The 21,227-nt window shown below is 66.7% G+C and carries 27 protein-coding genes; 3 read left to right on the forward strand and 24 right to left on the reverse strand.

What is annotated here, in order from left to right; genetic code table 11:
* Window positions 1–2 precede the first annotated feature (2 nt).
* The 8 genes from IRG63_RS11575 to infC form a co-directional block, all read right to left on the reverse strand.
* Window positions 3–929: an amino acid ABC transporter permease gene (locus IRG63_RS11575; RefSeq protein WP_168627625.1), complete on the reverse strand. Its 927-nt coding sequence runs from the start codon at window positions 927–929 to the stop codon at window positions 3–5.
* Window positions 926–1,573 carry an amino acid ABC transporter permease gene (locus tag IRG63_RS11580; protein ID WP_193510213.1) on the reverse strand — a complete coding sequence of 216 codons (648 nt, stop codon included), beginning with the start codon at window positions 1,571–1,573 and terminating at the stop codon, window positions 926–928. The genes IRG63_RS11575 and IRG63_RS11580 overlap by 4 nt, the downstream gene beginning before the upstream one ends.
* 72 nt (window positions 1,574–1,645) lie before the next feature.
* Entirely contained in the window at window positions 1,646–2,482 is an 837-nt protein-coding gene (locus IRG63_RS11585) for a glutamate ABC transporter substrate-binding protein (RefSeq protein ID WP_227412057.1), read from the reverse strand.
* Window positions 2,483–2,551: 69 nt separating this feature from the next.
* A complete protein-coding gene (locus IRG63_RS11590) occupies window positions 2,552–3,304 on the reverse strand; it encodes an amino acid ABC transporter ATP-binding protein (protein ID WP_168627628.1) in 753 nt (250 codons plus the stop codon).
* A gap of 70 nt (window positions 3,305–3,374) precedes the next feature.
* Window positions 3,375–4,181, reverse strand: a complete 807-nt coding sequence (locus IRG63_RS11595; RefSeq protein ID WP_193510282.1) for an RNA methyltransferase — start codon at window positions 4,179–4,181, stop codon at window positions 3,375–3,377.
* A 16-nt stretch (window positions 4,182–4,197) separates the two neighbouring features.
* On the reverse strand, window positions 4,198–4,590 hold the full coding sequence (gene rplT, locus IRG63_RS11600; protein WP_168627629.1) for a 50S ribosomal protein L20: 393 nt from the start codon (window positions 4,588–4,590) through the stop codon (window positions 4,198–4,200).
* A 34-nt stretch (window positions 4,591–4,624) separates the two neighbouring features.
* Entirely contained in the window at window positions 4,625–4,819 is a 195-nt protein-coding gene (gene rpmI / locus IRG63_RS11605; protein ID WP_168627630.1) for a 50S ribosomal protein L35, read from the reverse strand.
* A complete protein-coding gene (gene infC, locus IRG63_RS11610; protein WP_370566246.1) occupies window positions 4,812–5,402 on the reverse strand; it encodes a translation initiation factor IF-3 in 591 nt (196 codons plus the stop codon). The genes rpmI and infC overlap by 8 nt, the downstream gene beginning before the upstream one ends.
* A 302-nt stretch (window positions 5,403–5,704) precedes the next feature.
* Between infC and IRG63_RS11615 the strand changes: the two genes are divergently transcribed.
* Window positions 5,705–6,055, forward strand: coding sequence for a DUF1844 domain-containing protein (locus tag IRG63_RS11615; RefSeq protein ID WP_168627631.1), 351 nt, complete (start codon window positions 5,705–5,707; stop codon window positions 6,053–6,055).
* On the opposite strand, the gene IRG63_RS11620 is transcribed toward IRG63_RS11615, so the two are convergent.
* From IRG63_RS11620 to IRG63_RS11645, 6 genes are all read right to left on the reverse strand, one after another.
* Window positions 6,052–6,807 carry an SseB family protein gene (locus IRG63_RS11620; RefSeq protein ID WP_168627632.1) on the reverse strand — a complete coding sequence of 252 codons (756 nt, stop codon included), beginning with the start codon at window positions 6,805–6,807 and terminating at the stop codon, window positions 6,052–6,054. The two genes, IRG63_RS11615 and IRG63_RS11620, sit on opposite strands and share 4 nt — an antisense overlap.
* Window positions 6,804–7,550, reverse strand: coding sequence for a bifunctional 1-(5-phosphoribosyl)-5-((5-phosphoribosylamino)methylideneamino)imidazole-4-carboxamide isomerase/phosphoribosylanthranilate isomerase PriA (gene priA / locus IRG63_RS11625; RefSeq protein ID WP_168627633.1), 747 nt, complete (start codon window positions 7,548–7,550; stop codon window positions 6,804–6,806). Before priA ends, IRG63_RS11620 begins: the two co-directional genes overlap by 4 nt.
* 72 nt (window positions 7,551–7,622) lie before the next feature.
* Complete coding sequence (gene hisH / locus IRG63_RS11630) at window positions 7,623–8,261, reverse strand: imidazole glycerol phosphate synthase subunit HisH (RefSeq protein WP_168627634.1); 639 nt, start codon at window positions 8,259–8,261, stop codon at window positions 7,623–7,625.
* 2 nt (window positions 8,262–8,263) lie between these two features.
* On the reverse strand, window positions 8,264–8,869 hold the full coding sequence (hisB, locus tag IRG63_RS11635; RefSeq protein WP_168627635.1) for an imidazoleglycerol-phosphate dehydratase HisB: 606 nt from the start codon (window positions 8,867–8,869) through the stop codon (window positions 8,264–8,266).
* A gap of 16 nt (window positions 8,870–8,885) precedes the next feature.
* Window positions 8,886–9,962, reverse strand: a complete 1,077-nt coding sequence (locus tag IRG63_RS11640; protein ID WP_193510214.1) for a histidinol-phosphate transaminase — start codon at window positions 9,960–9,962, stop codon at window positions 8,886–8,888.
* 246 nt (window positions 9,963–10,208) lie between these two features.
* Window positions 10,209–10,553 carry a LysM peptidoglycan-binding domain-containing protein gene (locus IRG63_RS11645; protein WP_193510215.1) on the reverse strand — a complete coding sequence of 115 codons (345 nt, stop codon included), beginning with the start codon at window positions 10,551–10,553 and terminating at the stop codon, window positions 10,209–10,211.
* Window positions 10,554–10,817: 264 nt separating this feature from the next.
* Between IRG63_RS11645 and lexA the strand changes: the two genes are divergently transcribed.
* Window positions 10,818–11,501: a transcriptional repressor LexA gene (gene lexA / locus IRG63_RS11650; protein ID WP_168627638.1), complete on the forward strand. Its 684-nt coding sequence runs from the start codon at window positions 10,818–10,820 to the stop codon at window positions 11,499–11,501.
* Window positions 11,502–11,654: 153 nt separating this feature from the next.
* On the opposite strand, the gene hflX is transcribed toward lexA, so the two are convergent.
* The gene (gene hflX / locus IRG63_RS11655; RefSeq protein ID WP_193510217.1) at window positions 11,655–13,157 is read right to left on the reverse strand and encodes a GTPase HflX; all 1,503 of its coding nucleotides are present in this window, start codon (window positions 13,155–13,157) and stop codon (window positions 11,655–11,657) included.
* Window positions 13,158–13,199: 42 nt separating this feature from the next.
* On the opposite strand from hflX, the gene IRG63_RS11660 reads away from it, so the two are divergent.
* Window positions 13,200–13,808, forward strand: a complete 609-nt coding sequence (locus IRG63_RS11660) for a class I SAM-dependent methyltransferase (RefSeq protein WP_168627640.1) — start codon at window positions 13,200–13,202, stop codon at window positions 13,806–13,808.
* 1 nt (window position 13,809) lies between these two features.
* Here the strand turns inward: IRG63_RS11660 and dapF are convergent, their stop codons facing one another.
* From dapF to pgsA, 9 genes are all read right to left on the reverse strand, one after another.
* Window positions 13,810–14,691: a diaminopimelate epimerase gene (gene dapF / locus IRG63_RS11665; protein WP_168627641.1), complete on the reverse strand. Its 882-nt coding sequence runs from the start codon at window positions 14,689–14,691 to the stop codon at window positions 13,810–13,812.
* A complete protein-coding gene (miaA, locus tag IRG63_RS11670) occupies window positions 14,684–15,616 on the reverse strand; it encodes a tRNA (adenosine(37)-N6)-dimethylallyltransferase MiaA (protein WP_193510218.1) in 933 nt (310 codons plus the stop codon). The genes dapF and miaA overlap by 8 nt, the downstream gene beginning before the upstream one ends.
* Entirely contained in the window at window positions 15,603–17,138 is a 1,536-nt protein-coding gene (gene miaB, locus IRG63_RS11675) for a tRNA (N6-isopentenyl adenosine(37)-C2)-methylthiotransferase MiaB (protein WP_168627643.1), read from the reverse strand. Before miaB ends, miaA begins: the two co-directional genes overlap by 14 nt.
* A 156-nt stretch (window positions 17,139–17,294) precedes the next feature.
* Window positions 17,295–17,900: a regulatory protein RecX gene (locus IRG63_RS11680; RefSeq protein WP_193510219.1), complete on the reverse strand. Its 606-nt coding sequence runs from the start codon at window positions 17,898–17,900 to the stop codon at window positions 17,295–17,297.
* 30 nt (window positions 17,901–17,930) lie between these two features.
* A complete protein-coding gene (gene recA / locus IRG63_RS11685) occupies window positions 17,931–19,019 on the reverse strand; it encodes a recombinase RecA (protein ID WP_193510220.1) in 1,089 nt (362 codons plus the stop codon).
* 290 nt (window positions 19,020–19,309) lie between these two features.
* Window positions 19,310–19,534: a DUF3046 domain-containing protein gene (locus tag IRG63_RS11690; RefSeq protein ID WP_168627646.1), complete on the reverse strand. Its 225-nt coding sequence runs from the start codon at window positions 19,532–19,534 to the stop codon at window positions 19,310–19,312.
* 67 nt (window positions 19,535–19,601) lie between these two features.
* Window positions 19,602–19,910 (reverse strand): helix-turn-helix domain-containing protein, encoded by a 309-nt coding sequence (locus tag IRG63_RS11695; protein WP_168627647.1) that lies wholly within the window; start codon window positions 19,908–19,910, stop codon window positions 19,602–19,604.
* Window positions 19,911–20,050: 140 nt separating this feature from the next.
* Entirely contained in the window at window positions 20,051–20,584 is a 534-nt protein-coding gene (locus IRG63_RS11700; protein ID WP_193510221.1) for a CinA family protein, read from the reverse strand.
* Window positions 20,568–21,173, reverse strand: coding sequence for a CDP-diacylglycerol--glycerol-3-phosphate 3-phosphatidyltransferase (gene pgsA, locus IRG63_RS11705; RefSeq protein ID WP_168627770.1), 606 nt, complete (start codon window positions 21,171–21,173; stop codon window positions 20,568–20,570). The genes IRG63_RS11700 and pgsA overlap by 17 nt, the downstream gene beginning before the upstream one ends.
* Window positions 21,174–21,227 lie beyond the last annotated feature (54 nt).

A 21,227-nucleotide genomic window follows, 5' to 3' on the forward strand; every position in this document is an offset into this window, starting at 1 on the left:
GTTTAGTGGCCCGGGTCGGGCGGCCGATCCCGCTCCAGCACCGGCAGCGTGATCGCTCGCGTTCCCTCAGCACCCAACGCCATCGGAACGTTCAGATCCGCCTTACCGAGCCGCGGACCGCTGCGGCGCGCGACAAACCGGGCGATCCACGAGACCGTCAGGTTCAACGCCAGGTAGATGACCAACCCGACGACAAACAGCGTGAACATGTAGCGGCTGCCGTAGAAGTTGCGGTTGTTGCTGATCGTGCGCGCAAGCTCCGGGTAGCTCACGATGTACGCGAGCGATGTGTCCTTCAGCAGCACGACGAGCTGGGCCAGGATGATCGGCAGCATCTGCCGGAAAGCCTGCGGGAACTCGATCAGGATCCATGACTTCATCGGGGTCAGGCCGACGGAGAGGCCCGCCTCGCGTTGTCCGCGAGGAAGCGACCGGATGCCGGCGCGCAATGCCTCGCCGATGATCGCACCGTTGTACAGCGCCAGGCCGAAGACACCGGACCAGTACGAGCCTGCGGTGAAGACGAGGAACACGAAGAAAATCATGAGCAGCACAGGGATGCCGCGGACGAACTCCAGGATGACACCGGTTACCACTCGCACCCAGGTGATCCGCGCGGCTCGACCGAACGAGAACAGGATGCCGATCATGAGGGCGAGAACAGCGGCGACCGCCGCCATGCGAAGCGTGTTGACAGTGGCTTCGCCGAATGACTGCCAGACGACCGGGTCGGCCATGATGTCCCAGCGCGACGGATCGAACATGCCGGGGGTGGTGACGCCGCTGGTCTCGTTCACACGCGGTGCAGCAAGCGTCACGTACATCCAGAAGAAGAACGCGATGATCACAATGACACCGACGATGGACGCGATCATCGAGCGGCGACGGGTTTTCGGTCCCGGCGCGTCATAGAGAACGGTCAGGCTCATCTCATCACCACCACTCTCTTCTCGATGGCGCCCGCGATGAGTCCGAGGGGAACCGTAACGCACAGATACAGCAGCGCCGCGTACAGCAGGATCAGGATGACAGCGTCTGGGTTGTCACGCGCGCCAGCGTTGGTCTGCTTGAAGAGCTCGTCGACGAAGAAGATCCCGGCGACCGAGGTGTTCTTGGTGAGTGCGATGAAGACGTTGATGAGTGGTGGCACAACCATGCGTCCAGCCTGCGGAAGAACGACGAGACCGACCGTCTGGGTGAAACCCATGCCGATGCTTCGCGCGGCCTCCGCCTGCCCGACCGGCACGCCGTTGAAGCCGGAACGGATCGCCTCGGCCACAAACGGTGACGTATAGGCGGTAAGCCCGATGAGGGCTAGCGGGAAGTAGTCGAGGTCGGAGCCGAGAATCGGCAGCACGAGCGCACAGAACATGAGCACGAGCAACAGGGGCACGTTCCTGAGGACCTCGGTGTACACGGTCGCGAAAGCGCGAAGCGACGGCACCGGGGAGATCCGCATGACCGCAATGATCGCTCCGACGATGAAGGCTCCGATTCCGGAGATCACCAGCAGCTGCAGGGTGGTCCAGAATCCCGCAAGGTATGCCGGCGTCACGTCAATGATCGCGTCCATGCATCCCCTCTCCCAACTGTGTGGTCACGGTGGGCCCACCCGCTGGCGCGGATGGGCCCACTGTGGTGTGACTTAGTAGCGGTTGACTGCCGGGGGCTCCGGCGTCTTCAGCACCTTGCCCGCGGTGGACTCCCACGCGGCCACCCAACTGCCATCCTCGTACGCTGCTTCGAGCACGTCGTTGATGAAGTTGCGGAACTCGTCGTCATCGAGCGCGAGGCCGATGCCGTAGGGCTCCTCGGTGAACGGGTTGCCGACAACCTCGAACTCGCCCTCATTCTGGTCGGCGAGGCCGGCCAGGATGACGTTGTCGGTGGTGACGGCAATCACGCGGTCCTGGCGCAGCGGCTCAAGGCAGTTCGAGTACGTGTCGCTCGTGATGAGGTTCACCCCGTACTCGGCGATGTTCTTCTCTGACGTCGAACCCGCGACGCTGCAGACGTTCTTGCCCTCGAGGTCCGCGGGGCCGGTGATGCCCTCGGGGTTGCCCGCGAGAACGAGGATGTCCTGACCAGCGTTGTAGTACGGCCCGGCGAACGAGACAACTTCCTTGCGGGCGTCGTTGATCGTGTACGTCGCGATGACGATGTCGACGGTGCCGTTCTCGATGAACGCCTCACGGTTCGCCGAAACGGTCTCAACCCACTCGATGCCGTCCTCGGGGATGCCGAGCGCTGCTGCAACGAGCTTGCCGATTTCGACATCGAATCCGACGGGCTTGCCGTCAGGGCCAACCAGGCCGAACAGCGGCTGGTCGAACTTGGTGCCGATCTTGATCGTTCCGGCCTCGTTGAGCGCGGCCATCGTTGTGCCGGCCTCGAACTCGACCTCGGTGTTGGGCTCGGGCGCGGTGCCCGGGGTGCCAGTGTCGGCGCAGCCTGCGAGCGCGAGTGCGCCCGTCAAAGCCATTGCTGAAATCATCAGACCCTTTTTGAGTCTCATGGTTCCTCCTAGATGCTGTGTTTCTTAGCTCACCGGTCAGTGAGTAAGGATCTTCGAGAGGAAATCCTTCGCTCTCGGCGTCTGCGGGTTCGAGAAGAACTGCTCGGGGGTGGCTTCTTCGACGATCTCACCCTCGGCCATGAACAGCACGCGATTGGCAGCCTTGCGCGCGAAGCCCATCTCGTGGGTGACGACGACCATGGTCATGCCGTCCTTTGCCAGCCCGATCATCACCTCGAGCACCTCGTTGATCATCTCCGGGTCGAGCGCACTCGTCGGCTCGTCGAGCAGGATCAGCTTCGGGTCCATGGCAAGTGACCGCGCGATGGCGACACGCTGCTGCTGCCCGCCGGACAGCTGGGAGGGAAGCTTGTTCGCCTGGTTGGCGACACCGACGCGCTCGAGGAGCTGCATCGCCTGCTTGTCGGCATCCGCTTTGCTCATTCCGCGCACCTGGCGGGGGCCGAGCGTGACGTTCTCGAGCACGGTCTTGTGCGCGAACAGGTTGAACGACTGGAAGACCATGCCGACATCGGCGCGCAACTGGGCGAGACCCTTGCCCTCTTCGGGCAGCTTCTTGCCGTCGATCGTGATCGTGCCCGAGTCGATCGTCTCGAGGCGGTTGATCGCTCGACAGAGCGTCGACTTGCCGGAACCGCTCGGGCCGATCACCACGACGACCTCGCCGCGACGGACGGTCGTGTTGATGTCCTTCAGCACATGAAGATCGCCATAGTGCTTATTGACCTCGTCGATCACAACGAGAGGATCGGTTGCGCTTCCTTGCATTTGATCAGTTGACCACAGCGCGCACTATGCGGTCAAACCAAAACGCCGGTTGTGATCGACGTGAGATGCGTCAGGCCGAGCGGTGCGCGAATGCCGACTCGTACAGGCAGACGGATGCCGCGGTCGCGAGGTTCATCGATTCGGCGTTGCCGTAGATCGGAACGGTGAGAACGCGGTCGACCAGCGACAGGTGCTCGTCCTCGAGTCCGTGGGCCTCGTTGCCGAACAGCCACGCGGTCGGCCCGGCAAGCACACCCGAGATCCGCGACTGAAGCAGGTCGTCACCCTTGACATCGGCGGCGATCACCTGGAGACCGGCGGCGCGAGCGCGCTCGATGACCGTGTCGAGATCGGCGCCGACCGCGATCGGCACATGGAAGATCGAACCGGTCGAGGCCCGCACGACCTTCGGGTTGTAGAGGTCGACCGTGCGCCCGGTGAGGATCACGCCGTCAGCACCCGCCGCATCCGCTGCCCGGATGATGGTTCCGGCGTTACCAGGGTCGCGCACCTCTTCGAGAATGGCCACGAGCTTCGCGTGCCCCGGGCGGAGGATGTCCTTCACCGCGGTCGGGAACTGGGCGCACACCGCGACGATGCCCTGCGGCGTCACGGTGTCGGCCATCGAGTCCAGCACCTGCTCGCTGACGAACTCGACATCGACCCCCGCGTCGACCGCGGTCTGGGCGATGTCGGTGTAACGGTCGAGCGCAGTCGGCGTCGAGTACAGCTCAACGACCAGTTCTGGTCTGTACGCGAGGGCCTCGGCTACCGCTTGCGGTCCCTCCAAAAGGAACAGCCCGGTCTCAGACCGGGCTGCCTTGTTGGAAAGCTTGGCAACCGCTCGAACCCTCGGTGACCGTGGATTGTCGATGATCGCCATGTAAGAAATACTACTTCGCTGCGGTCTCCCGGGGAGCCGAGGTGTCGGCCGGAAGAGCGGCCTTGGCGGCCTCGACGATCGACGCGAAGGTCGCAGGCTCGTTGACCGCGAGCTCGGCGAGGATGCGACGGTCGACCTCGATGCCGGCCAGGTTCAGGCCCTGGATGAAGCGGTTGTAGGTCATGCCGTTCGCGCGTGCCGCCGCGTTGATGCGCTGGATCCACAAGCGACGGAAGTCGCCCTTGCGTGAACGGCGGTCACGGTACGCGTAGACGAGCGAGTGGGTGACCTGCTCCTTCGCCTTGCGGTAGAGACGCGAACGCTGGCCGCGGTAGCCGGATGCGCGCTCGAGGATGACGCGACGCTTCTTGTGGGCGTTGACGGCCCTCTTCACTCTTGCCATTTGTGTAAGTTCCTTATCGTGTCTTCGGCCGCAGTTACTTGCCGAGAAGCTTCTTGATGTTCTTGACGTCGGCAGGCGCGATGACCTGGTCCTGGTTCAGGCGACGCTTGCGCTGGCCCGACTTGACCTCAAGGTTGTGGCGCATGCCCGCCTGCTGCTTCATGACCTTTCCGCTGCCGGTGACCTTGAACCGCTTCTTGGTCCCCGAGTGGGTCTTCTGCTTAGGCATCCTTTTCCTCTTTCGTTTCTGTGGTCTCTTCGTGCGACTCGGGCGCGGCATCCCGGTGGGGCTTGGACGCATCCCGTCGGGCGTTCGCCTCGGCCTTCGCCGTTGACTTGTTCTTGTGAGGGCCGATGACCATCACCATGTTCCGACCGTCGATGGTCGGGGTGGACTCGACCGAACCGAATTCGGCGACATCCTCGGCGAAGCGCTGCAGCAGCTTGACGCCCAGTTCCGGACGCGACTGCTCGCGACCGCGGAACAGGATCATCGCCTTGACCTTGTCACCCGCCAGCAGGAAGCCCTCGGCGCGCTTGCGCTTGGTCTCGTAGTCGTGCTTGTCGATCTTGAGGCGGAAGCGCACTTCCTTCAGCACGGTGTTCGCCTGGTTGCGCCGGGCCTCCTTGGCCTTCTGCGCCTCTTCGTACTTGAACTTGCCGTAGTCCATGATCTTCGCCACGGGCGGCTTGGAGTTCGGCGCGACCTCTACAAGGTCCAGGTCCGCCTCCTGGGCAAGACGAAGCGCGACGTCGATCTTGACGACGCCGACCTGCTCACCGCTGGGTCCGACGAGTCGGACCTCGGGCACCCGGATCCGGTCGTTAGTACGGGGTTCGCTGATAGGGAGCTCCTCATTCGTGAAAATCTGCTGCCAAACCGAAAAGCGGATGCTTATCCGGAGCGCGAGAGAGGAAACCCACCTGCCGCGCTTGAGAATTCTCACGCGGCAACGGCACCCAAACCTACCCCCGGATTGCGCCGGCGGCGGAGTGCCATTCGACCCGGTAACCTTGATGAGGCGGTCAACGCGGGTGGGAGAATCTCCACTTTCGCACCGAGAACACGTAATCGTTTCTCAGGGCCCGGACGATTCTAACAGAGGATGCACTGATGAGCGACACCTTCACCGACGACCTGGGCAACGACGCTGCCCGCGATATCGCGGATGTCCCCGCGGTCGAGGTCATCAACACCGTCGCGATCCACCTGCTGAGCGCTGCCGCAGTCAAATGCGGCCTCGCCGACGACCCCGAGTCGCAGACCGACCTCGATGAGGCGCGCAAGCTCATCAACTCCCTGGCCGGTCTGGTCACCGCGGCCGCGCCGGAGCTCGGCGACCACCACGCTCGTCCACTGCGCGACGGGTTGCGAAGCGTGCAGCTCGCGTTCCGAGAGGCGTCGGTGATCCCGGATGCTCCAGGCAAGGGTCCCGGGGAGAAGTACACCGGCCCGGTCAACTAGGCGCGGGCGAGCCTGACCTCGACCGAGTCGACCCGTTCGGCGATCAGCTCGCTGGCGGACCAGCGCTCGTTCAGGCGCGCGAACAGTGACTTGAGCTGCTCTGCGTCGAGTCCGTCAATGAGGGTGAGCACGACCAGGAGTTCCGGACCGGCCAGGCGCGCATCCGGGTCCCCCGGGGCGAGCTGAAGCGCGACGACCGCCGGCTCGTCGGCGACCGACCGGTCGAACTCGGCGGCGACCGCGACGTCGGAGAAGGCCGGTGTCCACGGCTGCTGCTTCGCCATCGACCACAGCGCTGGGCGGCGCACGCCGAATTCGGTCGGTGATGTCGGGTCGAGCACGACGAGGTCGGTGTGTTCGCTCGCGGCCGCGAGCGCGACGCGCACACCGGTCGCGGGAACGGGCCGCGCGGTGGGGTTCCACGCCGACATCGCGCCGACCGAGCTGAACACCGGGATCACGGAGCGGCCATCCGGGCCCTTCACAGTGACGATCGCGAGCTCCTGCGTCTTGTCGATGAGCTTGCCATCGTCGCTCAGCCCCAACTCTCCTGCCTTCGCGAGGAGCGGGATCAGCACGCGCGCATCGCGGAGGACGTCGACGACGGCCGCCTGATCCGCCTGACCTGCGTGGAACCGGTCGATCGCGTCGATCAGCTCGGGCGGCGCGCTGCCGTCATCGTCGGCGTTGGGGTTGGGCTCGAAGTGCCTGCCAGCCCACGGCTGGCCTGCGGAGTCGGTGGGTCCGGTCATCCGGATGCGACGTCGAGCGCCTCAGCCAGGGTGAACGCGCCGGCGTAGAGTGCCTTGCCGACGATGGCGCCCTCCAGGCCGTGCGGCACCAGCTCGCGCAGGGCGGCGATGTCGTCAAGGCTGGAGACGCCGCCGGAGGCGATGATCGGCTTGTCGGTGCGCTCGGCGACCATGCGCAGCAGCTCCAGGTTGGGGCCCTGGAGCGTGCCGTCCTTGGTGACGTCGGTGACGACGTAGCGCGCGCATCCGGCTTCCTCGAGCCGGTCCATGACCTCGAACAGGTCGCCGCCGTCCCGGGTCCAGCCGCGCGCGGCGAGCGTCGTGCCGCGCACATCGAGGCCGACAGCGATCGCGTCACCGTACTCGGCGATGACGTGGGCGGCCCAGACCGGGTTCTCGAGTGCCGCGGTGCCGAGGTTGATGCGCTTAGCGCCGCTCGCGAGAGCCGTCTCGAGGGTCTGGTCATCCCGGATGCCGCCGGAGAGTTCGATGTTGACGCCACGCGCGGCGCGTATGACGCGGCGGATGGCCGAGTGGTTGGTACCGCGGCCGAACGCGGCGTCGAGGTCGACGAGGTGGATCCACTCGGCTCCCTGAGCCACCCAGTCCGCCGCGGCATCTGCCGGGTCGCCGTAGTTGGTCTCGGTTCCCGCTTCGCCTCGGGTGAGGCGGACGGCCTTGCCGTCTGCGATGTCGACCGCCGGAAGCAGGGTGAGGCCCGGGATCGTATTGAACTCGCTCATGGTCGCTTTCTTGAAGGGTGTTGGTGCTGTGTGAGGTCGCGCGGCGCCGTACGCGCAAGCTTTAGATACTAGTCACTTCCGCAGTGACCCGACCCAGTTCGACAGCAGCCGCAGCCCGGCCTCGCCGGACTTCTCCGGGTGGAACTGGGTCGCGGCCAGTGGGCCGTTCTCCACCGCCGCGACGAAGCGCACGCCATCGTGCTCCGCCCAGGTGACAGCCGGGTGGGAGAACGGGGTGTCGGTGAGGGTCCACTGCCGGGCCGCGAACGAGTGGACGAAGTAGAAGCGCTCATCGCTGACGCCTGCGAAGAGCCGTGAGTTCTCGGGCGCCTCGACCGTGTTCCAGCCCATGTGCGGGAGCACCGGGGTGCCCAGGCTCTCCACGGCGCCGGGCCATTCGCCGAGGCCCTCGGTGTTCTGCCCGCGTTCGAGGCCGGATTCGAACATGACCTGCATGCCCACGCAGATGCCGAGCACCGGGCGTCCGCCGGCCAGCCTCCGGTCGATCACCTCTGGGCCGCGGACCGTTGCCAACTGCTGCATGACCGCGGCGAAGGCGCCGACGCCGGGCACGACGAGCCCGTCGGCTTCCATCGCGGCTGCCTTGTCGCCGGTCACCGTGACATCCGCCCCGGCGGCCTCGAGAGCCTTGGCTGCGGAGTGGATGTTCCCGCTCCCGTAGTCGTAGACGACGACGGATGGCCTGGTCACGACTACAGCGCGCCCTTAGTCGACGGGATGCCGCTTACTCGGGCATCCGGAGCAACCGCCTGGCGCATGGCACGCGCGAACGCCTTGAACTCGGCCTCGGCGATGTGGTGCGGGTCGCGTCCGCCGAGCACCGTGATGTGCACCGTGAGTGCCGCGTGGTGAGTGATCGCCTCGAAGACGTGGCGGACCATCGAGCCGGTGAAGTGGCCGCCGATCAGGTGGAACTCGAAACCCGCCGGCTCGCCGCTGTGAACGAGGTAGGGACGGCCGGAGACATCGACGACGGCGCGGACGAGCGCCTCATCGAGCGGCACGTGGGCGTCGCCGTACCGGGCGATGCCGGCCTTGTCGCCGAGCGCCTGCCCGATGGCCTTGCCGAGCACGATGCCGATGTCCTCGACCGTGTGGTGCACGTCGATGTGGGTGTCGCCGGTGGCGTGCACCTCGAGGTCGATGAGCGAGTGCTTCGAGAACGCGGTGAGCATGTGGTCGAAGAACGGGACGCTGGTCCGGATGTCGGAGGTGCCGGTGCCGTCGAGGTTGACCGACAGACGGATGCTCGACTCACTGGTCTCCCGCTGGAGCTGGGCGACGCGCTGATTAGCCATTGATCAATCCTATTCGTCAGCCGAGTTCGGCCAAGGCCGCGAGGAACTGGGTGGTCTCCTGCTCGGTGCCGGCGGTGACACGCATGTGGTGCGGGATGCCAATGTCGCGAATCAGGATGCCTCGCTGCAGCAGCGCCTCGAAGGTGGCGCTCGGGTCGGCGACGCCGCCGAACAGCACGAAGTTGGTCCAGCTGCGCAGCACCGGGTGGCCGAGGCGCGGCAGCTCTTCCAGGAGCCGGTCGCGTTGGCCGCGGATGTCGTCAACCATCGCGAGCATCTCATCGGCGTGGGCGAGCGCCGCGAGGGAGGCCGCCTGGGTAAGCGCGGAGAGGTGGTACGGCAGCCTGACGAGCCGCAGCGCGTCGGCAACCGACGGGTCGGCCGCCAGGTAGCCGAGCCGGGCGCCCGCGAACGCGAAGGCCTTGCTCATGGTGCGGGACACCACGAGGCGTTCCCGGCCGGGCAGCAGGGTGAGGGCGCTCGGCTCCCCCGCCGGCATGAACTCGGCGTAGGCCTCGTCGACGATCAGGATGCCGCGGGTAGCCGCGTACGCGACCTCAATGGTCTCGAGAGATACCGGTGTGCCGGTCGGGTTGTTCGGCGAGCAGAGGAACACGATGTCGGGATCAGTCTTCTTGATCCAGCGTTCGACCGTCTCAGGCGAGAGTTCATAGTCGGCGTCGCGCTCGCCCGTGACCCAGCGGGTTCCGGTGATGGAGGCGATGATCGAGTGCATCGAGTACGTGGGCGGGAAAGCCAGCGCGGTGCGGTCCGGCCCGCCGAATGCCTGCAGCATTTGCTGCAGCACCTCGTTCGAGCCGTTGGCGGCCCAGATATTCTCGCCCGTGAGGTCGTGGCCGAGGTAGCCGGCGAGGCTCTCCCGCAACGCGGTGAACTCGCGATCCGGGTAGCGGTTGATGCCGAGGACCGCCTCGGCGAGGCCCGCGACGATGTCGTGCGCGACCGCCTCCGGGATCGGGTGCGAGTTCTCGTTGACGTTCAGGGCAACCGGCACGTGGAGCTGAGGTGCGCCGTACGGTGTCAGGCCGCGAAGGTCGTCACGAATGGGCAGGTCTCGAAAGGAAAGAGGCATCGATCAATCGTACGGCGGCCTCTGTGTCCGCCGGGCCACCGCCGGGTCGCGCCCGTTCCGGACACCTGCGGCCACGCGCCACGCCGCGCCCGTTCCGGACATCCGCACCCTCCCGCCGCGACGCGCCTGCTCCGGACATCTGCGGCGCGTGTGCCGGGCGCGCCTGTCCGGAACGGGCGCGGTCCGCCGAGACACCGCCGTCCTCTCCCCTACAGGCGTCCGCCGGGCGATTCGCCGGAGGCAGCGTCAGTTGGAGTAGGCCGCCGGAATGGCCAGGCGCTGACCGCCTTGCACCTCGGAGCTGGTCAGCCGGTTGAGGCTGAGGATGTCGGCGACAACGTCACCCGGGTCGGCTTGCGGCGCGATGTCGGCCGCAAGTTGCCACAGGGACTGCCCGGCGAGCACCGTCGTGTACTCGAACTCATGCGCGGAGCCTTCGCTGTCTGCGACCGCGCCGCCCCCGTTGAGCGCGAACGCGCTGATGGCGATCACGACTGGGGCGGCAACCAGGGCGGTGATCACTGCGCGCCCACGACGAGTCAGCCGAAGTCGGGCCACGGGCTGCGCTGCGGTCATTGCTGTCTCCTTCATGGTGCTCCTCCTCTAGTGATCTCGCCGTACTGGGTTCTCGTATCCGACGCTCGGCCGGGAGCGCCGGATACGAAGCTTTGTTCCGAATGTATCTTCGATAGTGATCGAAATCAAGTCAATTTTCGAAGTGTGTCGCGGCGAGTTATCAACACGCTCGAAGAAATGTTTGTTTTGGTCACGAGAGGCGGATACAGTTTCGATTGTCTGGACTACAGACAATCAGCAGCCACTGACATTGATGTGGCGTGAGGGGTGGAGGACCCTATGAGCGCGATCGAGAACGGGCGCGGCGAGGCGGGCGCGAAGCCCGGTACCCGACGCCGCAAGAGCCTCAGCGAGAAGCAGCTCGCGATTCTCGAGGTGATCCAGCGCTCGGTCGCGACGCGCGGCTACCCGCCGAGCATGCGTGAGATCGGCGACGCCGTGGGTCTCTCCTCACTGTCGAGCGTCACTCACCAGCTGAACCAGCTGGAGCTCAGCGGCTACCTCCGCCGCGACCCGAACCGCACCCGCGCGCTCGAAGTGCTCATCGAACTGCCGAGCCAGCCGGAGGAGAGCACCATCCCGGTCGGAGACGCCGCGATGGTCCCCCTGGTCGGACGCATCGCCGCCGGCATCCCGATCACCGCGGACCAGCAGATCGACGAAGTGTTCCCGCTCCCCCGCCAGCTAGTCGGGAAGGGAGACCTCTTCATGCTCAAGGTTGTCGGCGATTCCATGATCGACGCGGCCATCTGCGACGGCGACTGGGTTGTCGTGCGCCAGCAGAAGAACGCCGAGAACGGCGAGATCGTCGCGGCGATGCTCGACGATGAGGCCACTGTCAAGGTCTTCCAGCAGCGCGACGGACACACCTGGCTGCTGCCACGGAACTCGGCCTTTGCGCCCATCCTGGGCGACCAGGCAGAGGTCCTCGGCAAGGTCGTGGCGGTGCTGCGGGCGGTCTGACCGCCGACCCCTTCACGAGACTGCAGAAAACGGCATTCTGAGCGCTCAAAATGCCGGTTTGCGCAGTCTCGGTGGGAATCTCGGCTGAAGGGGATCTCGACAGGCTCGGATCTCGACAGGCTCGGTCACCGAGGAGGCACGATCACCGATGGGTCAGGCCGACACGACCGCCCAGCGGCGAAGCTCGGGGGCGTAGTGCGCGGTCACGAGCGCGTGCACGCGCGTGCCGGACTCTTCGTAGTCGGTGGACAGCACCCGACCGTGGTCGTGCAGACCCGAGATCACGTCGCCACGGTCGTACGGCACCAGCAGTTCGACCTCGATGTCCGGCGCGGGCAGCAGCCGGGCAATCTCCCCGAGCAGCTCCTCGATGCCCTCACCGGTGCGGGCGGACACGAACACCGCGTTCGGTTCCAGTCCGCGCAACACCAGGCGAGTGCCGTCATCCACCAGGTCGGCCTTGTTGAACGCGACGATCTCCGGGATGTCCCGCGCGCCCACCTCGCCGATGACGTCGCGCACGGTCGCGAGCTGGCTGGCTGGGTCCGGATGCGATGCGTCGACGACGTGCACGATGACGTCGGCGCCCGCGACCTCCTCGAGGGTGGAGCGGAACGCCTCGACCAACTCGTGTGGGAGGTTCCGCACGAACCCGACGGTGTCGACGAGCGTGTACCGGCGGCCGTCCTCGGTCTCCGACTTGCGGACGGTGGTGTCGAGTGTTGCGAACAGGGCGTTCTGCACGAGCAGTCCGGCTCGCGTGATGCGGTTCAGCAGCGACGATTTGCCCGCGTTGGTGTAGCCGGCGATCGCGACGGTCGGCACCTCGTTGCGCTGACGGTTGGCGCGCTTCGCCTCGCGTGCGGGCGCGAACTCCTTGATCTGCTTGCGCAGCTTCGCCATCCGGGTGTGGATACGCCGACGGTCGAGTTCGATCTTCGTCTCACCTGGACCGCGGGAACCCATGCCGACGCCGGCGCCGACCTGGCCACCGGCCTGCCGGCTCATCGACTCACCCCAGCCACGAAGGCGGGGAAGCAGGTACTCGAGCTGCGCGAGCTCGACCTGAGCCTTGCCCTCGCGGCTCTTCGCGTGCTGGCTGAAGATGTCGAGGATCACGGCCGTACGGTCGATGACCTTGACCTTGACGACATCCTCGAGGGCGCGCCGCTGGCTGGGTGCCAGCTCGGTGTCGGCGACGACGGTGTCGGCGCCGAGTGCCGCGACCACGCCGGCGAGTTCCTGAGCCTTGCCCTTGCCGAGGTAGGTGCTGGGGTCCGGGTGCGGGCGTCGCTGCAGCAGGCCGTCGAGCACAACCGCGCCGGCGGTCTCTGCGAGGGCCGCGAGCTCGCGCATCGAATTCTCCGCGTCGGCGAGGGCGCCCTGGCTGTACACGCCGATCAACACGACATTCTCAAGCCGCAGCTGCCGGTACTCGACCTCGGTGACATCCTGCAGCTCGGTGGACAGCCCGGCGACGCGACGCAGCGCCTGCCGGTCCTCGCGGTCGAGTTGATCGCCGTCAGCATCGGTGTCGACGGATGCCGACTGCAGCGCCTGCGCCCGAGATCCGAAGATCGCGTACTGCTCCGCACGCGAATCGGCTGCCGCGAGTACGCGGTCGACGGCGTCGTCGTTGCGCTCAAGTTCAGTCATTGGGTTAACCCTAACTCTTCGTCACCGGGTAAGTTTCTCTGCATGCCCGACGAGCACTACTTTTCTTCACGTCCGGCAAGTGCACCCCAGCTCCGGCCGCTGCATGTCACTTTGGCGGGGCGCCAGGCAGTCCTCACAACGGCTGGCGGCATCTTCTCCCCCGACCGGATCGACGTCGGAACACAGGTGCTCCTGGCGAACAGTCCGGTCGCGCCGCCTGGCGGCCACTTCCTCGACCTCGGCTGCGGGTGGGGTCCGATTGCCCTCACTCTCGCTCTCGAGTCTCCCCGCGCGACGGTGTGGGCCGTTGATGTGAACGAGCGGGCGCTAGATCTGGTCCGACGCAACGCCGAGACCCTCGGCCTCGACAATGTCAACACCGTACGGCCCGAGGATGTTCCCGCCGACGTGCGATTCATGACCATCCGCAGCAACCCCCCGATTCGGGTGGGCAAGAGCGAGCTGCACAACATGCTCGAGTTCTGGCTGCCCAGGCTGGAGGCGGATGCGGATGCCTGGCTGGTCGTGGCGCGGAACCTCGGGTCGGACTCGCTGCAGCGCTGGCTGGAGACTACGCTCCCGGACGGCTTCAGCGTCATCCGCTCGTCGACCAACAAGGGTTTCCGCGTGCTGCGGGTCCGCCACAAGTGAGCTAGGCGGAGTACTCGATCGAGCCGGTGTAGACCAGCTCGGCCGGGCCGCTCAGCGAGACGTGCTCGCCGTCCTCGGCCGGCCACATCCTGACCCCGAGCGAGCCGCCGGGGACCTCGACGCGCCACTGATGCGGTGCACTCTCGCCTGCCCAGTGGCGTGTGGCCAGCGCCGCCGCGACCGCACCGGTGCCGCAGGACAGCGTCTCGCCGCTGCCGCGCTCGTGCACACGCATCCGGATGTGTCCGATGCCGTCACGCACGAGCGGGTCGCCGGGCACGACGAACTCGACGTTCGCGCCCGCCACCGGCTCCGGGTCGATGATCGGGATGTACGCGAGGTCGGCCGACTCGAGCTCCTCCTCGCTGGAGAGGGCGACGACGACGTGCGGGTTGCCGACGTTGATGCCGAGCCCCGGCCGAGCCACCTTGAGGTTTTTCGCGCGGACCAGCGGCTCACCGCCGTCGAGCTTCCAGCGGCCCAGGTCGACCTGGAAACCGGTGAGGTTGCGTTGCAGGTCGCGCACGCCGGCGCGCGTGCCGATCGAGAGGGTCTCGCCGTGCTCGAGCGTGGTCAGGCCGTTCTCGAGCAGGAAGCGCGCGAACACCCGGATGCCGTTGCCGCACATCTCGGACACCGACCCGTCGGCGTTGTAGTAGTCCATGAACCACTCGGCGTCCTCGTCCTCGGCAAGCGCGGCGGCGCCATCCGGAATGTGGCGAGAGCGCACGGCCCGGATCAGCCCGTCGGCGCCGATGCCGAAGTGCCGGTCGCAGAGCTCGGCGATCTGGATCGTGCTGAGTTCGACCTCGCCATCCGGATCGGCGAACAACACGAAGTCGTTCCCCGTGCCGTGGCCTTTCGTGAAGAGCAGTTCAGGCATCCTGCAATAGTAGTTGCGCGCCGCCCAAGGCCTCATAGGACTCGAACCAGTGGGCGCTCCGGTAGCGGCGGAACCAGCTGACCTGTCTGCGCGCGTACTTGCGGGTGAGGGCCGCGGTGGCCTCGATCGCCTCGGTTCGAGTTAGTTCGCCGTGCACTTCGGCGATCGCCTGCGCGTAGCCGATGGCCCGGCTCGCGGTGACTCCCCGCTCGATGCCGAGTGGGATCAGTCGGCGTACTTCGTCGAGCAGTCCGTCGTCCCACATCCGCTGCACCCGGTCGTTCAGCCTGGCGACGAGTTCGTCGCGGGGCGCCTGCACGCCGATGACGATGGTGGGTCGCCAGAACTCATCGGCCGGCAAACCGCTGCCGAACGGCTCCCCGGTGAGTTCGATCACCTCGAGCGCGCGCACGATGCGCCGCCCGTTGTGCGGGCCGATCGACGCGGCAGCGTCAGGGTCGACCGCACGCAGCCGCTGGTAGAGCATGCCCGGACCGCTCGCGTCGAGCTCGGCTTCCAGGCGCGCCCGGATCCCGGCATCCGTTCCGGGGAAGCGGAAGTCGTGCAGCACCGCGGAGACGTAGAGGCCGGAGCCGCCGACGAGAATCGGCACGGCCCCGCGCGCGATGATGTCGTCAATGTGCTCGCGCGCGACCGGCTGATAGCGCGCGACCGTGGCCTCCTCGGTGACGTCGAGGACGTCGAGCAGGTGGTGACGGATGCCGCGACGCTCGCCCTCCGGCAGCTTGGCCGTGCCGATGTCCATGCCCCGGTAGAGCTGCATCGCGTCGGCGTTGACGATCTCGGCCGGGCGGCCGGTGTCGCGCAGCCATTCTGCGACGTCGAGCGACAGGGTCGTCTTGCCCGTGCCGGTCGCGCCGACGATCGCGATGATCGGCGTGCCGCTGGGGTCAGCGCTGCCCATCTGCCGGGTCGTAGATCGGTGTGGTCGCGACGCGCAGCGTTGGCAAGCCCAAAGAGACCTTTGCGCCTGTGGACGCGGTTCCGCCGTGCGCGGGCACCGCGCAGGACTCGGCCTCGGCGCGGTCCCACGCGTCGCCGGCGCGGGTGCGTCGCACGCGCAGCGGGGAACCGTCGGAGTCGGCGATGAGGTAGAACGGCGCCGCCTGGGTGACGGCGACCGTCACCACGTCGCCCGGGCGGGGGACGTCGCTGCCGGCCGGGACGTCGAAGTGCACGAGTCGACTATCTTCTGCGCGTCCGCTCATCCGGTGCGTGTCGGCGTCCTTGCGACCCTCGCCGGTCGCGACGAGCACCTCGACGGTGCTGCTGACCAGCTTCTGGTTCTCCTCCCAGGAGATGTGCTCCTGCAGTGCGACCAGTCGTTCGTAGCGTTCCTGGACGACCTCCTTGGGCACCTGGTCGGGCATGGTTGCCGCCGGTGTCCCTTCTCGGATCGAGTACTGGAAGGTGAACGCGCTCGCGAAGCGCGCCTGTTCGACAACGCGCAGGGTGTCCTGGAAGTCCTCCTCGGTCTCGCCGGGGAACCCGACGATGATGTCGGTGCTGATCGCCGCGTTCGGGATGCGCGCGCGAACCCGGTCGAGGATGCCCAAGAACTTCTCCGACCGGTAGCTGCGGCGCATCGCGCGCAGGATCCGGTCCGACCCGGACTGCAGCGGCATGTGCAGTTGCGGCATGACGGTGGGCGTCTCGGCCATCGCGTCGATGACGTCGTCGGTGAAGGCGGCGGGGTGCGGGCTGGTGAAGCGGATGCGCTCAAGCCCGTCGATCTCTCCCGCGGCCCGCAGCAGCTTGCCGAACGCCTGCCGGTCGCCGAACTCGACACCGTAGGAATTGACGTTCTGGCCGAGCAGGGTGACCTCGATGGCGCCATCGTCGACGAGTGCCTGCAGTTCGGCGAGGATATCGCCGGGGCGACGATCCTTCTCCTTGCCGCGCAGCGATGGCACGATGCAGAAGGTGCAGGTGTTGTTGCATCCGACCGAGATGGAAACCCAACCGCTGTAGGTGGAGTCCCGTCGGGTGGGGAGGGTGGACGGGAACACCTCGAGCGATTCGAGGATCTCCAACTGCGCCTCACCGTTGTGGCGGGCACGTTCAAGCAGCGCCGGCAGCGACCCCATGTTGTGGGTGCCGAAGACGACATCAACCCACGGCGCCTTCTCGAGGATGACCGACTTGTCCTTCTGCGCCAGACATCCGCCGACGGCGATCTGCATGCCCTCGTGCTCGCGTTTGACGGATGCGAGGTGCCCGAGGTTGCCGTACAGCTTGTTGTCCGCGTTCTCGCGGACCGCGCACGTGTTGATCACCACGACGTCGGCCTGTCCGTCGTCGGCACGCACGTAACCGGCGGCCTCGAGCGAGCCGCTGAGTCGCTCGGAGTCGTGAACGTTCATCTGGCACCCGTAGGTGCGCACCTCGTAGGTGCGCGGGCGCTCGGTCGTGGTGGTGGCGCTCATGAGGCCTCAAGCCTAATCCGGTCACGGCGGGCGCGACCACCTGGGCGGTCAACACCTGCCCGGCACACCCGAGGGGTCAGAAAGCGGCCTTCTTGCGGAGGGGAAGGACCCTTTGCGACCCCTCGGTGGTAGGCCCGGCCGGGTTAGCGTCGCCGGTCAGCGGAAGCGCGGACCCGACGCGGAGGGTGCGGCGAGGGCACGGTCCACCGCGTGGCGCACAACGTCGCCCGAGTAGCCTTTGCGCATCAGGAACCCGCTGAGACGGCGCACCGCCGTCTCCCGGTCGAGGCTGCCGAGCTGGCGGGCGCGCTTGGCCGCGAGTTCGTTGGCGCGCTCCTGCTCATCGTCGTCGTCGAGCTCCTCCAGCGCCTCCAGGATGAACTCGTCGTCGATGCCGCGCCGCCGCAACTCGGCGGTGAGCGCCTGCCTGCCGAGACCTTTGCGCTCGCGCAGCGTGCGGACTAGCGTCTCCGCCAGTGCCCTGTCGTCGATCAGGCCGACCGACTCCAGCCGGTCCAGCTCGATCTCGACGGCGCAGATGTCGATGCCGTGCTTGGCCAGCTGGTCGCCCAGCTCGACACGCGAGAGGCCGCGGCGGGTGAGACCGCGCATGCTGATCTTCTCGGCCTCGCGTGCCTGCTCCTCGAGACTCTCGGCCGTGTGCGGCCTGGCGTCGGAAGTCGGATCCGAGGCGGCGACGTCCGACGAGGGCTCGGCTCCCGGCAGGTAGGTGACCGGTGCGAGCCGCTCGTCGGATGTCATGTCGTCAGCCCCTTAGCTCGGCTCTGGCGGCTATTCGCCAGCCGCCTTGCGGGTCGCGAGCTTGTCGGCGATCGAGTCGACGTTGTTCTCGGCTGCGGCCGCTGCTGCAGCGGCTTTCGCCTCGGCGCCGATGCCGAGCTTGACCATGATCTTGGTCTCGATCTCGGCGGCGATCTTGGGGTTCTCGATCAGGAACCGGCGTGAGTTCTCCTTGCCCTGACCGAGCTGGTCGCCTTCGTAGGTGTACCAGGCGCCGGACTTCTTGACGATGCCGTGCTCGACACCGAAGTCGATCAGGCTTCCCTCGCGAGAGATACCGGTGCCGTACAGGATGTCGAACTCGGCCTGCTTGAACGGCGGCGCCATCTTGTTCTTGACGACCTTGACGCGCGTGCGGTTGCCGACCGCGTCAGACCCTTCCTTCAGGGTCTCGATGCGCCGGATGTCGAGACGCACCGAGGCGTAGAACTTCAGCGCCTTACCGCCGGCGGTGGTCTCAGGGCTTCCGAAGAAGACACCGATCTTCTCGCGCAACTGGTTGATGAAGATCATCGTGGTGTTGGTCGAGTTGAGGCCACCGGTGAGCTTGCGCAGCGCCTGCGACATGAGCCGCGCCTGCAGGCCGACGTGTGAGTCGCCCATCTCGCCCTCGATCTCAGCGCGGGGCACGAGTGCTGCGACCGAGTCGATGACGATGAGGTCGATGGATCCGCTTCGCACGAGCATGTCGGCGATCTCGAGCGCCTGCTCACCCGTATCGGGCTGCGACACGAGCAGGGAGTCGATGTCGACGCCGAGCGACTTGGCGTACTCCGGGTCGAGCGCGTGCTCCGCGTCGATGAACGCCGCGATGCCGCCGGCGCGCTGCGCGTTGGCGATCGCATGCAGCGTGAGCGTCGTCTTACCCGAGGACTCAGGGCCGTAGATCTCGACGATCCGGCCGCGAGGCAACCCGCCGATGCCGAGTGCGACGTCAAGGGCGATCGACCCCGTCGGGATCACCGCGACAGGCGCGCGCTCATCGCTGCCCAGACGCATGACGGAGCCCTTGCCGAACTGGCGGTCGATCTGGGCGAGGGCGGTTTCCAGCGACTTTTCACGATCCGCTGCTGATGGCATTTGGAACTCCTTAGGACTCGTACTCGGTGCGCCTATAGGCTGCCGTTCCCCCCACGAGCCGATGATGCAAGGCTTCGTGAGTACCGCGACAAGGCAGTTGGCTGCATATCTCCAACGATCGCTACGCTACGCCCGACCGGTGACATTCGACTGTCGCCCGCCGCCCGTTGTGAGTGCCACGTTTTCGAGTGCTGCTGTGTAGGAGCCTAGTCATATCCGAATCGATGTTCGAACCATTTTCGGCGTGTCGGAAGGCGAATCTCGAACTGGCCCCGAGCACGCGCCGACCATCAGGACTTGGCGGGCTGCCTGCCCGCGCCGTACCAGCGGTTCGGCGGCACGTCCGTCGCCTTGCACAGCGCGATCCAGACCTCGCGCGGCGGCTGGCCCGCGGCGAGTGCCTGCTCGGCAGTGTGGTCCCCGAACTCGACGAGCACCAGATCGCGCAGCAACGTGCTGCCGTAGCCCTCGCCGAATTCCTCGGCGACGGCTCGACGGAACTCGCTCAACCTCACCGCCGCGCCCTTCGCGTCAGAAAGCGAACGCCCCGGACGCAAGCCGGGGCGTTCAACGTGTGTGGAATCAGCGGACCGCGAGATCCGCGTCGAAGTTCGCGACGAGGTCGTCGGGAACCGTGTCCGGGATGACGTCGAGACCTTCGATTACCGCAAGGCGGTCTCCGACTTCGCGCATGATCACCGAGATGGGCGTGTCGAGCGCATCAGCCACTGATGCGAGAATCTCGGAGCTGGCCTCCTTCTGTCCACGCTCGACCTCGCTGAGATAGCCCAGCGCGACGGACGCCTTGCTCGCGACCTGACGAAGGGTGCGTCCCTTCTGCAGACGGAAGTCCCGCAGCACGTCACCGATTTCTTGACGAACCAGAACCATTGGACCCCTCCTCTTCCCTGTCTGCTGAGCTCTTACGTCGAGTGGATGTTGAACTCTACATCCAACCGTCTTCAAACTCTAAACGGTGGTCACTGAATGACGTTTGTGAATCACCAGTTGTAACGAGATCGACACCCGGGCTATTCCCTCGCCGCCACCGAGCGGATGGTGCCGCTCAGCCAGGCGACCGCCTCGCTGACCGCGCGTGCCCGGATCTCGTCGCGCGTGCCGGCGAGCTCGAGTCGCTTCGAGACGGTGTCGTCCCCGATCGAGAGGCCGAGGTAGACGGTGCCGACCGGATGCCCGGCCTGCGGGTCCGGACCGGCGACTCCGGTCGTCGCGATGCCGACCGAGGCGGGCGAGCCGTCGACCGCGAGGATGGCGCGCACGTTGCGCGCCATCTGCTCGGCGACCTCAGGATGCACCGGCCCCTCCCGCTCGAGCAGTTCAGCGTCGACCCCGAGCAGCGTGTGCTTCAGCTGGGTGGCGTAGGCCACCACAGAACCGTTGACCACGGCAGAGGCGCCGGCCGGGCGAACCAGTTCCGCCGTCACCAGCCCGCCGGTGAGCGATTCTGCGACGGCGACGGTCATGCCCCGTGCGCTGAGCTCCGCGACCAGGGCGGCGGTGATCGGCGCCGGAGCGTCCGGACCGGGCTCAGTCGACGGCGCCATGCGCTCTCTTCTGCCTGACCGCGCTGACGATGTATTCGATGCCCGACCACAGGGTGAGCACTACCGCGATCCCCATCAGCACGGCGTTGACCCAGTGGGTCCACTCGCCGAACCACTCCCAGGTGGGCACGAGGTAGAACGACACCGCCACCGCCTGCATCACGGTCTTGAGCTTGCCGGCCGGGGACGCCGCGATGACGACCTGGCGGACCACGGCCATCCGGAACGCGGTGATCCCGAGCTCCCGGGCGAGGATCACGATGGTGACCCACCACCACAGCTCGCCGAGGATCGACAGCGCGATGAGCGCGCCGCCGATGAGGATCTTGTCGGCGATGGGGTCGAGGATCTTGCCGAAGTCGGTGATCAGGTTCTGCCTGCGCGCGAGCAGCCCGTCGACGCTGTCGGTCACGATCGCGACGATGAACAGCGCCGCGGCGGCGTACCGCAACGGCCCGTTCTCGCCGCCGTCGACGAGCAGCATCCAGACGAACACGGGTGCCAGCAGGATGCGCACGACGGTGATGATGTTGGCGATGTTTCCGGTGCTCGCGGGGGTATCCCCGTTGCGGGCAACCCGTCCGCGCATCGGGAACGACCGCTCGCGGTCCCCGTTCACAGGGCTGGAGGGCAGGGACACTGC

Source organism: Cryobacterium sp. BB736, from assembly GCF_014980265.1.
GTDB lineage: Bacteria > Actinomycetota > Actinomycetes > Actinomycetales > Microbacteriaceae > Terrimesophilobacter.